The sequence below is a fragment of the Pseudomonas sp. Z18(2022) genome, from assembly GCF_036346535.1.
GTDB lineage: Bacteria > Pseudomonadota > Gammaproteobacteria > Pseudomonadales > Pseudomonadaceae > Aquipseudomonas > Aquipseudomonas yamanorum_A.
This window is the reverse complement of sequence record NZ_JAOTOA010000046.1, coordinates 1-11,048: the sequence shown is the minus strand read 5'-3', so window position 1 is coordinate 11,048 and position 11,048 is coordinate 1. Positions and strand designations below refer to the sequence as shown.

Here is an 11,048-nt window from a genome sequence, read left to right as displayed (position 1 = left end):
GCCGTCGGTGAGAGTCAGCAGTTCCTCACCGGTAACCATCGACACCGGGCAGCCATTGGTTGCGGTCTTGTCTGCCGGAGCGACCGCATCACCGCCAGGGTTCTTCGCAGAGGAAGGCACATCATCAACATGCGCTTTCTCCCGAACCACGGTGTTCTGACGCGGCCCCCAGCGCATCTGCACACCACCCTTTTTCAACCCCTCAACGGCGCCCCGAACCGCTACTGTCTTGTACCGTCCCACTGTCCCCATAAAGCTCTGAAGAACACTGAATATGCCCTTCACAAACCGAATGGCCGCCTCAACAATCCGAGCGCCATACCTGAGCGCACGCGAGCTCAAATAAGCGATGCCCGCCGCCGGCAGAACAACCGTCAGCAAAGCCGCCACCAACAAATCGATCAGCAACGACACCACAAACCCGGCCACCGCCTCGGCCGTACTCCCTGCAACCTCACTTGGTGGTAACGCCGACAGCCAAATCATCGCCGTGCGCAACATCAGGTACAGCGCCGCCTCATCACTGGCCAGCAACATCGCCTGTTCCATGAGCTTTGGCGCAGTTTGGGCCAGCTCAATCAACTCGTTGGCTTTCGCCCCCAGGCTTTCAAACAACTGGCCCGGATCCTTGAAGATCTCCTGCACCTGCTTGATGGCGTCCCATACACCAGTAATCGCCGCCCAACTTCCCGCCAGCACGCCAGTGCCAATCGCGCTCGAAGTGGACCGTTCCCAATGCGGCTTGAAACCGTTCCATTGCTTGCGAAGCCAGCTTTCCAGGTCAGCGGTCAAACCGTCGTAAGACGAAAACAGCGCCTCGACCTGCTCGTCCGAAACACCGCCTTGCACCCGTATCCGGTAGCGCTTGCCGGCCACGCAGGGGTGAGAGCCTTTCCCCTGTTCATCGAGCATGACCACGGTAGCGCTGCCGTCATCCAGCCCAATCACCTCAATCGGGATACCTCCCAGCGGTACGTCATACACCGACTCAAACTTGCTCTCGATCTCCAGTAAGCCGCCCACCTCACAACGCACCACCGTCGAGAAATTGTCATCGGCCATGCTCACCGACTTGCTCGAGTCCCCCACCCGAATGACCCGATCCATCCCCAGCAATGACGGAAAATCTGCTGCATGACTGACCTTGTCCAACGCCTGCGAATACCAGGCGCCCACCTGCTGGCGATACACCGCCAGGCTCTGATGAAAGCCATCCAGTTCATGTTCGATATGGGCAATGTGGGACGAAGAAGCAGTCATCCGTGACGTCTCTGCAAAGGGGAGGCGTCGGAGTCTGCAACAGCAAAATGAGGGCTGGACGAGTGGTCCGGAAAATCAGATTGGGCTTACGAGGAGGGCGATTTTTTCCGTGCCGAGCGGCTGCCCGGCACTACGTAAAACAGAGATTCAGCTCATTGACGGCAGTGGCGTTTTCAGTGGTGCGGTGCATTGGCCCTGAGCATCCTTGAGACTGGCCTCAAACTCGACCAGCCCCCCGTGCATCTTCTGCAACGCCTCAATCTGCCGCACCAGCTCCTGCTTCTTGCTGGCGATCGCTTTGTCCGCAAGCTCCCAGGGCAACCCATCACCGTGATGTCCACCCAGAATCGCCTGCAACTCCTTGAGCTTGAAACCCAACTGCTGAGCACACTTGATGAACGTCAGCAGATCGACGCTCTCTGCGGAGTAAATTCGATAACGACCTTCCCGTTGCGGCGGCGGCAACAGGCCGATCGCCTCATAGTGACGAATCGCCTTGATCGTGGTGCCCGACAACTGCGCGGCTTTGCCGATGTACATGAAAAGTCCTTTTCCCAAAAAGTGCGCCGGCCTGTTTCAGCCACTGTTCCCGCTGCGCCGGCGTGGAGCCCAGCACCGGTCCGAACTGCAACGTCTTGATCGGCTGGATGCCACAAAACGCCAGCGTCGTCTTGCGCATCTGATGCAGCGCGGGCATGCGGTAGAACCACCTGTAATACCACGGCGGCGTGTCGAGGGTCACCAGCAAATGCGCGGTTCTACCCTTCAGGAGTTTGTCGGGGAAGGCCTTGCCCTTGCGGTATTTGAAGGCGAAACCGGACAGGAAAATCCGGTCGATAAAACCCTTCATCAATGCCGAAATGCCACCCCACCAGATGGGGAAAACAAACGTCAGATGATTGGCCCACAGGATGTCGGACTGGGCGCTGAGCAGGTCGGGTTCCAGAGGTTGGACCTGGCTGTAGCCGTTGTGCAGGATGGGGTCGAACGTCAGGTCACCCAGGCGCAGGACGCGTACTTCGTGGCCGGCAGTTTTGGCGCTGGTGACGTAGGCGTCGGTGAGGGCAGAGCAGAAGCTGGTGCTGGAAGGGTGGCCGAGGATGACCAGGATGCGTTGGCTCATGGTGGTGGAGTCCTGAAAGATAGGATTTCAGGGTGAGGTGTGACCTTAGGGGGAGAGTCAAGAAGTGGCAGTGATTGGGAATGGCCAGGAAGACTCATCCCTTTCATTTGCAGGACGTTTCCTAGAGAATTCCAAGCGCTTGCGCCAGCAAAATCCCGCGACTAGTCTGCGTTCCGTCACTGCATATTCGGTGATCGGGTTTAGTCGCCCGGACAACGCTAGGCGCACAGCGCCATCTCAAAGCCAGGTATTTATCGCCTGCACTTTATGGTGGCTGTGCGCAGGGCACCTTCGGGTGCGCCGGTGCCTAGCGGCCGGTCGACTAACCTGCGTACAGCTGCCACCTTCTGATCGTTTAGTCGCGAGAAGTTAGTGGTTCAACTCACTGCTAGGAGTTCTACCATGGTCAAAGTTACCCCCGACCCACCCGCCTTCCATAAAGCCTTACTCCGCGACACTGATGCCTCGCGCCGAGTGATTGATCGCTACCTCAAAGCGCCGGATGCGCAGCCTTCACCCAACCCGTTTACCGTTGATGACGAACTGAGTTTCGAAGATGCTCTGGCTCATGCTGCCGAGCTGTTGCATTGCGCCGTAGCGACCGCCCAGGCGTCGACCGAGCCGCTGAATGGTTCGCAGCGGGCGGTGATGCATTTGGTGGAAATGTCGAAGGTGGTGGTGGATCGAGCGCTGGATTGTTTGCAGCCGAGGTGAGTTGACTTCTCGCCCCGAGTTTCTTCCAGGCATTAAAAAGCCGGCTTGTGGCCGGCTTCTCGGGGACTGGTTCAGCTTATTTTTGGTAAACCTCACCAGCCTTCAAATCGTTCACCCAGACTTGCGTCCAGGTGATAGGGGCATCAGCGGGAACTCCTCCGCATCGCCAGGCAGGGCGGACCGGCTTTACACCAACCCCCTGCCAAATGTGCGGCGCATAATACCCACATTCCCTTCAATTTCCCAGCTTCGGATCCGATTTAGAGCCTTCGTAGCCCAATAAATGCTCATCCAGCGGCACTGGCGGGCGGCGGTTATTCAGTGTCGCCCACCAGAACACCCAACCCAGAATTTCAAAGTTCTGTTCATGCCGCTGTTCGTAGGTCAAAAACTCGTCCGGATGTTCGGCGCTGTTGTGGCTGCGCATCCGCAGTCCGCCTCCAGGCCGGTTGTAGAGGTATTTGATGCGCAACATTCCGTCGTGTTCTACCGCATAAATCTCGCCATCGATAATCTGTTTGCGGCCGCAGTCGATGGCAAGGGTGCTACCGTCCTGGATGATGTCGATCATGCTGTTGCCGACCATGTAGGCGCCGAGGGCGCGCTCGGGGTTTACGCCGATGGTTTCAAGGGTGTGCAGGGAGAGGCGGATGCTTTCGGTTGAGGTGAAGGTGGGGTGGAGGGGTATCTCCACGTCGATTTTTACCGGGGTTGAGACCGGGTGGGCGATGTAGTTGCCGGTCTGCTCACGGGCGATACGGTGTGTGTGGTCTGCATCGGATCCTTCCAGCAGGAAGTTGGCGGGTGGATGTTTGGGGCCTTCGCCTGTGCGCAGCCAACGGCTGGTGACGCACAGCAGTTCTGCGAACTCGTTGAGACGGCCCATGGGGACGCCGCGTTTGAACCAGTTGTTTACGTGCTGAGGCGTAACATCGCGGTTCTTGGCGAAGTCGGAAGCGGAAAGATGAACTTCCCTTAATAGCGCTCTTAAGCGATCACCTGATGTATTCATAAACGCAGAGTTTACTGGCCGTAAAATCAGATCAAATAAACCATGCGTTGAGTTGCCGTATGTAGGTGTTTCCTTATTGAAGGCTTATTCTGTTAGTTAACTAAACTAGTTAAACACGCTCTGTAAAAGTGTTTATTAGTGTGGTCGGATGTTTATATTTTTCCCACAAAAAAAGCCCCGAATAATCGGGGCTTTTTTAGAGCGAGTAGCGGTATCAGCCTTTGTAGGCAGCGACCGACTTCAGGATCTCGGCGCGGGCGGCGTCTGCGTTGCCCCAACCGTCGATCTTCACCCACTTGCCTTTTTCGAGGTCTTTGTAGTTCTCGAAGAAGTGTTTGATCTGTTCCAGCAGCAGTGGCGGCAGGTCGGTGTATTCCTTCACGTCGACGTACAGCTGGGACAGCTTGTCGTGGGGTACTGCGATAACTTTGGCATCGCCGCCGCCATCGTCAGTCATGTTCAGGATGCCGACCGGGCGTGCGCGGATAACCGAACCTGGGGTAACCGGGTAAGGGGTCACGACCAGCACGTCGAGGGGGTCACCGTCGTCAGCCAGGGTGTTTGGGATGAAACCGTAGTTGGCCGGGTAGAACATCGGGGTGGCCATGAAACGGTCAACGAACAGGCAGTCGCTGTCTTTGTCGATTTCGTATTTGATCGGCGCGTGGTTGGCCGGAATCTCGATGGCGACGTAGATGTCGTTCGGCAGGTCTTTGCCAGCCGGAATCTTGCTGTAGCTCATTGGGCGTTGCCCCCGTAGTTGGCCATGAAACATGGCCGGATTGGCCTAAAAGTGGCGGCGATTATAGGCATATTCTGACGCCGATGCCATGCGTCAGACGTCGTAGGGCGCCTGGCGTTCAGTCTGATACCGCACGTCGCCGGTCTGCAGTTGGTGCAGGCGCGCCAACGGGTCCTGGCGGTAGAAGTGGCTCAGTTGTTCGTACACCTGTGGATAAGTGCTGGCCAGTAAATCCGGGGCACTGAAGAAATATTCGCTGGTGACGGCAAAGAACTCCGCCGGGTTTTCCGCGGCGTAGGGGTCGATGGCGGTTTCAGCGTTCGGGTTGCGGTCGAGCTGGCGGTTGAGGTCGTCGAAGGCGCTCTGCATGACGCTGGCCCATTCCTGCACGCGCATGTCGTGGTGCAGCGGCGGCAGGCCGTTGGCGTCGCCGTTGAGCATGTCCAGCTTGTGGGCCAGCTCGTGGATCACCAGGTTGTAGCCTTCCCAGTTGCCGCTGGCCAGTACGCCGGGCCAGGCGAGGATCACGGGGCCTTGTTGCCAGGCTTCGCCGCTGTGTTCGCCGTCCCACTCGTGTTCCACGCCGCTGGCGTCGCGATGGCGCTGGGGGCTCAGGAAGTCGTCGGGGTACAGCACGATCTCGTGGAAGCCCTGGTACCAGTCAAGGTCGCCAAGGTTCATCAGCGGCAATTGCGCCTGGGCGGCGAGCAGCAGGCGTTGTTCCTGGTGCAGGTCGACGCCGGGCAGGGCGGTGAGGTGTTTTTCAGCCAGGAACACCACACAGGCTTCCCGCAGCCACTGGTCTTCTTCTGCGGTGATGCCGTCGAGGAAGGTCAGGTGGTGGCGCACCCGCTGCCACATTTCATCGGCAATCGGGTGCTTGGCCAGCAGGCGCCGGCGACGCCAGGCGCTGAGGGACCACATCGCCGGTTACTGCGGCTTGGCTTCGGTGGAGCTGCGGCCGAAGCGGCTGCGGAACACGCCGATGATCATCGGTACCAGCGACAGCAGGATGATGAACACCACCAGCAGCGACAGGTTTTTCTTGATGAACGGTACGTTGCCGAAGAAGTAGCCCAGTGTCACCAGGCCGCCCACCCAAAGGATGGTGCCGAATACGCTGAAACCGAAGAAGCGCGGGTAAGGCATTTTGGCGATGCCGGCGACGAACGGTGCGAAAGTCCGCAGGATCGGCAGGAAGCGCGCCAGGGTCACGGTTTTGCCGCCGTGCTTGTCGTAGAAATCGTGGGTTTTCTGCAGGTAGTCGCGGCGGAAGATTTTCGAGTTGGGGTTGCTGAACAAGCGTTCCCCGGCCGTTCGTCCTATCACGTAGTTGGTGCTGTCACCCAGGATGGCCGCGAGCATCAGCAAGCCGCCCAACAATACCGGGTCCATGCCGCCGCCTGCTGCGATGGCGCCTGCGATGAACAGCAAGGAATCACCCGGCAGGAATGGCATGACCACCAGGCCTGTTTCGCAAAAGATAACCAGGAACAGAATGGCGTAGATCCACACTCCGTAGTTTCTCACCAGCATGTCGAGGTACACGTCGAGATGCAGGATAAGGTCGAGCGGGTTGAAATCCATGGATGGCACCTGTGTGAATGGCCTGGCTCAGCGGGCCTGTGCGGAGGCTTCGGGTAATAAGGGCTACAAGGTTGTGGCTTATTTCTTACGACCCTGAAAGGTCCGCATTATACGGATAGAGTCGTGAAAAGCGTGTTGGTTTTGTAGCGGGGAATGTCGCGACATCGATCGTATTGTAGACACAGAGTCCGTGTGGGAGGGGGCTCCCACAACAGATGTATGAGGTTTGGTTAATAGATGTCAGTCATCGCTGATGGGCAGCACGTAGTTCTTGAACTCGGTGTCTTCCCGAAAGCCGATGGACTCGTAGGTTTTTTGCGCCACCTGGTTGTCGCTGCTGGTGGAGACCCGCAAGCGCACGGCGTGAGTTTCCTTGGCCATCTTCTTTGCGGTGCGCATCAGGTTGTCGGCCACCAACTGCCGGCGAGCATCCTCGGCCACGTAGATGTCGTTGAGGATCCACACGCGCTTGAGCGACAGCGATGAAAAGCTGGGGTACAGCTGGCAGAAACCGAGCAGTTTCTTGTCGTCATCGTCGGCCAGCGCCAGGTAGATCACCGACTCCTTGCGGCGCAGGCGTTTTTCCAGGAAGGCACGGCTTGAATCGGGGAAGGGCAGTGCGCCGTAGAACTCGCGGTATTTGACGAAAAGCGGGGTCAACAGGTCCAGGTGTTCCAGGGTCGCTTGAGTTATCCGCATGCCAGGCCTCAACTTCCAAATGGGGTATGACCACACGAGCGGCCGTGTCTCGATGCTGCCTAAAGCGGAGAAAAAGCGCAATCGTGCAGGGATCAGTCCTTCGGCGGGCTGAGCAGGAAGTTGCCTTTCATCAGGTCGGGATCATCCGACTCGAGGGTTTGTACCTGCGCTTCATCCTTGAGGTTGACCCCCGACAACTGCCGTCGGCAGGCCTCACGCATCAAGTAAAGCAGGCGATGCGCCGCCATGCCGTAGCTCAAGCCTTCCAGCCGCACATTGGAGATGCAGTTGCGGTACGCGTCGGTGAGGCCGACCTTGGGGTTGTAGGTGAAATACAGCCCCAGGCTGTCCGGTGAACTGAGCCCCGGCCGCTCGCCGATCAGGATCACCACCATTTTCGCCCCCAGCAACTGGCCGACTTCATCGGCGACGGCGACGCGCCCTTGTTCAACCAGAATCACCGGTGACAGGGACCAGCCTTCAGCGTGGGTTTGTTCTTCCATGCGTGTCAGAAACGGCAGCGTGTGTTTATGCACCGCGAGGGCCGACAAACCGTCGGCCACCACCACCGCCAGGTCCACGCCGCCCGGGTTGGCGTCGGCGTAGTCCCGCAATGTCTGGGCGGATTCATCACTCAGGCGCCGCCCCAGGTCCGGGCGTTGCAGGTAGCTGTGGCGGTCGACAGCGGCGCTGTGCAACAACAGGCTGTCACGGCCACGTTCTGCCAGTTGGCTGCTCAGTCCTGCATGATCAAACGGCAGGTGTACAGCGTCCCGCGCTTGAGCGTGGGCGAACTGGAAATCCAGCTGCGCGCCGGTGGGAATGCTGGTGCCGGTACGGCCCAGGGCAATCCGCGCCGGAGTCAGGCGCCGCAGTTCCAGCCACGGGTTGTCCACGTTGTTTTCCGGGGTGTCGATGTGCACAGGCGGTTCCTTCTTCATCCCAATTGCGCCAAGGCGTGACGGAATGCCGGTGGCAGGCTGTTGCCGAAGTGCACCTTGCCGTCGGCTTGCGTGAAGATGCCCATTTTCGCCAGCCACTGTTCAAACTCCGGCGCTGGCTTTAAACCCAATGTTTGCCGGGCGTAGAGCGCGTCGTGGAACGAGGTGGTCTGGTAGTTGAGCATGATGTCGTCGGAGCCCGGGATGCCCATGATGAAGTTGATCCCGGCCACGCCCAGCAGGGTGAGCAGGGTGTCCATGTCGTCCTGGTCGGCTTCGGCGTGGTTGGTGTAGCAGATGTCGCAGCCCATCGGCACGCCCAGCAGCTTGCCGCAGAAGTGGTCTTCGAGGCCGGCGCGGATGATCTGTTTGCCGTTGTACAGGTACTCGGGGCCGATAAATCCTACGACCGTATTCACCAAAAATGGCTTGAAGTGCCGAGCCACGGCGTAGGCTCGGGTTTCGCAGGTTTGCTGGTCGACGCCAAAGTGCGCGTTGGCCGACAAGGCGCTGCCCTGGCCGGTTTCGAAGTACATCAGGTTTTGCCCGAGGGTGCCGCGATTCAGGCTCAGGCCCGCCTCGTAGCCTTCCTGCAGCACGCTCAGGCTGATGCCGAAACTGGCGTTGGCCGCCTCGGTGCCAGCGATCGACTGAAACACCAGGTCCAGCGGCACGCCACGGTTGATGGCCTCGATGGAGGTGGTGACGTGGGTCAGCACGCAAGCCTGGGTGGGGATTTCGTAGCGCTGGATGATTGCGTCGAGCATTTCCAGCATGGCGCAGATCGAGGCGATGCTGTCGGTGGCCGGGTTGATGCCGATCATCGCGTCGCCGTTGCCGTAGAGCAGGCCGTCGAGAATGCTGGCGGCGATGCCTGCCGGTTCATCGGTGGGGTGGTTGGGTTGCAGGCGCGTGGACAGGCGCCCGCGCAGGCCCATTGTGCCGCGAAACTGTGTGACAACCCGGATCTTCTGCGACACCAGCACCAGGTCCTGCACGCGCATGATCTTCGACACGGCCGCGGCCATTTCCGGGGTCAGGCCGGGCGCCAGGGCGCGCAGGCTTTGTTCATCGGCTGCGTCGCTGAGCAGCCAGTCCCGCAGGCCGCCGACGGTCAGGTGGCTGACCACCGAAAACGCCTGTTTATCGTGGGTGTCGATGATCAGCCGGGTGACTTCGTCGCTTTCGTACGGGATCAGCGCTTCTTCAAGAAAGTGCTTCAGCGGAATATTGGCCAGGGCCATTTGCGCCGCGACCCGCTCGCCGTCGTTCTGGGCGGCAACGCCGGCCAGAAAATCTCCGGAGCGTGCCGGGCTGGCCTTGGCCATCACGTCCTTGAGGCTGTCGAAGCGGTAGGTCGATGCACCCACCGCGTGGGAAAAGCTTGCCATACAGAGTCTCCTTGTCGGTGCGGGCAGAATGTGAGTAAAGCGCCCGCACCGAGGTTTACGGCGTTTAGTGCAAGGCGGCCTCTGCGGCCTGGATCGCCGCAAATTCTTCTTCCGGCGTGCCTGCTACCAAGTGATGCCGACTGTAGAAAGCAAAGTAAGCAATTAATACTCCATAGATGATCGCAGCGCCAATCACCACGCGCGGATCCACCAGGAAGCCCGCCACAACGGCGATGCACGCCAGTACCAGCGCGACGCCCGAGGTGAAGATGCCGCCCGGAGTGCGGTATGGGCGATCCATTTTGGGGCGGCGGATGCGCAAGGTGATGTGTGCGGCCATCATCAGTACGTAGGAAATGGTCGCGCCAAACACCGCCACCAGGATCAGCAAATCACCCTGTCCGGTCAGCGACAGGCCAAACCCGATGATGCCGGGGATCACCAGGGCCAGGACCGGCGCCTTGCTTTTGTTGGTCTGCGAGAGCTTGCGCGGCAGGTAGCCGGCGCGGGACAGGGCGAAGATCTGCCGGGAGTAGGCGTAGATGATCGAGAAGAAGCTCGCGATCAACCCGGCCAGGCCCACCAGATTGACGAAGTGGCCCATCCACGTGGAGCCGCCGTATGCCTTGGACAAGGCTTCCACCAGCGGATTGCCCGACGCCATCAGCGCATAGGCACCAGCACCGCCCGGGGCGATCACCAAAATCAGCAGGGCGAAACTGGTCAGCACCACAATGGCGCCGATCAGGCCGCGCGGCAGGTCGCGTTTAGGGTTCTTGGTTTCTTCGGCGGCCAGCGGTACGCCTTCGACGGCCAGGAAGAACCAGATCGCATAGGGAATCGCCGCCCACACGCCGACATAACCGAAGGGCAGGAAAGTGCTGGCGCCCTTGGCCTCGGTCACCGGGATGTCCAGCAGGTTGGCGACACTGAAGTGCGGCACCATCGCCACCAGGAACACGCCCAGGGCGATCGCGGCGACGGCGGTAATCACAAACATCAGCTTCAACGCTTCACCCACGCCGAAAATGTGGATGCCGATAAAGATAATGTAGAACGCCAGGTAGATCATCCAGCCGCCGATGCCGAACAGCGACTCGCAATAGGCACCGATAAACACCGCGATGGCGGCGGGGGCGATGGCATATTCGATGAGGATCGCGGTGCCGGTGAGGAACCCGCCCCAGGGGCCGAACGCGCTGCGGGCAAAGCCGTAGCCGCCGCCTGCGGTAGGAATCATGGAAGACAGTTCGGCCAGGGAGAAACACATGCACAGGTACATGGTGGCCATCAGCAGTGTGGCGAGGAACATGCCGCCCCAGCCACCCTGGGCCAGGCCGAAGTTCCAGCCGGCGTAGTCGCCGGAGATCACGTAGGCAACGCCGAGACCGACCAGAAGCACCCAGCCGGCAGCGCCTTTTTTCAGTTCTCGTTGTTGGAAGTATTCGGTGCCGACTTTTTCGAAGTCGACGGAAGAGCCAGTGGGTTCGCTGGGCATGTGAAAGTACCGTCCATTGTTATTGTTCTAATTCGGCATCTTTGTGCCGGATGAAGTAGCAACGACTGTGCGAAGTTCAAC

11 protein-coding genes and 1 pseudogene are annotated in these 11,048 nt (G+C 59.5%); 1 reads left to right on the top strand and 11 read right to left on the bottom strand.

Translation table 11 applies throughout. The features are described from left to right. The 3 genes and pseudogenes from V3W39_RS33200 to V3W39_RS33190 form a co-directional block, all read right to left on the bottom strand. A pseudogene (locus tag V3W39_RS33200) lies at positions 1-1,260 on the bottom strand (type IV secretion protein Rhs); the annotation flags it as partial. Between the two features lie 147 nt (positions 1,261-1,407). Then, a complete protein-coding gene (locus tag V3W39_RS33195) occupies positions 1,408-1,800 on the bottom strand; it encodes a MerR family transcriptional regulator (protein WP_177113551.1) in 393 nt (130 codons plus the stop codon). Then, entirely contained in the window at positions 1,739-2,383 is a 645-nt protein-coding gene (locus V3W39_RS33190; protein WP_330214153.1) for an NAD(P)H-dependent oxidoreductase, read from the bottom strand. Before V3W39_RS33190 ends, V3W39_RS33195 begins: the two co-directional genes overlap by 62 nt. Before the next feature lie 402 nt (positions 2,384-2,785). Here V3W39_RS33190 and V3W39_RS33185 point away from each other — a divergent pair, with 402 nt between their 5' ends. Next, positions 2,786-3,097 (top strand): DUF6124 family protein, encoded by a 312-nt coding sequence (locus V3W39_RS33185; protein WP_010174728.1) that lies wholly within the window; start codon positions 2,786-2,788, stop codon positions 3,095-3,097. A 235-nt stretch (positions 3,098-3,332) separates the two neighbouring features. Here the strand turns inward: V3W39_RS33185 and V3W39_RS33180 are convergent, their stop codons facing one another. The 8 genes from V3W39_RS33180 to eat all read right to left on the bottom strand — a co-directional run bounded on the left by V3W39_RS33180 (position 3,333) and on the right by eat (position 10,967). Further along, positions 3,333-4,109 (bottom strand): LexA family transcriptional regulator, encoded by a 777-nt coding sequence (locus V3W39_RS33180; RefSeq protein WP_177043283.1) that lies wholly within the window; start codon positions 4,107-4,109, stop codon positions 3,333-3,335. A gap of 214 nt (positions 4,110-4,323) precedes the next feature. Beyond that, positions 4,324-4,851, bottom strand: coding sequence for an inorganic diphosphatase (gene ppa, locus V3W39_RS33175; RefSeq protein ID WP_003219382.1), 528 nt, complete (start codon positions 4,849-4,851; stop codon positions 4,324-4,326). Positions 4,852-4,944: 93 nt separating this feature from the next. Then, positions 4,945-5,775 (bottom strand): zinc-dependent peptidase, encoded by an 831-nt coding sequence (locus V3W39_RS33170; RefSeq protein WP_177078042.1) that lies wholly within the window; start codon positions 5,773-5,775, stop codon positions 4,945-4,947. A gap of 6 nt (positions 5,776-5,781) precedes the next feature. After that, on the bottom strand, positions 5,782-6,438 hold the full coding sequence (locus V3W39_RS33165; RefSeq protein WP_177043285.1) for a DedA family protein: 657 nt from the start codon (positions 6,436-6,438) through the stop codon (positions 5,782-5,784). A gap of 240 nt (positions 6,439-6,678) precedes the next feature. Next, entirely contained in the window at positions 6,679-7,137 is a 459-nt protein-coding gene (locus tag V3W39_RS33160; protein WP_167665715.1) for a GNAT family N-acetyltransferase, read from the bottom strand. A gap of 92 nt (positions 7,138-7,229) precedes the next feature. Beyond that, complete coding sequence (gene eutC / locus V3W39_RS33155) at positions 7,230-8,078, bottom strand: ethanolamine ammonia-lyase subunit EutC (RefSeq protein ID WP_177078038.1); 849 nt, start codon at positions 8,076-8,078, stop codon at positions 7,230-7,232. Further along, positions 8,075-9,469 carry an ethanolamine ammonia-lyase subunit EutB gene (locus tag V3W39_RS33150; RefSeq protein WP_177043287.1) on the bottom strand — a complete coding sequence of 465 codons (1,395 nt, stop codon included), beginning with the start codon at positions 9,467-9,469 and terminating at the stop codon, positions 8,075-8,077. Before V3W39_RS33150 ends, eutC begins: the two co-directional genes overlap by 4 nt. 64 nt (positions 9,470-9,533) lie before the next feature. Continuing rightward, positions 9,534-10,967 (bottom strand): ethanolamine permease, encoded by a 1,434-nt coding sequence (gene eat / locus V3W39_RS33145; RefSeq protein WP_177043288.1) that lies wholly within the window; start codon positions 10,965-10,967, stop codon positions 9,534-9,536. Positions 10,968-11,048 lie beyond the last annotated feature (81 nt).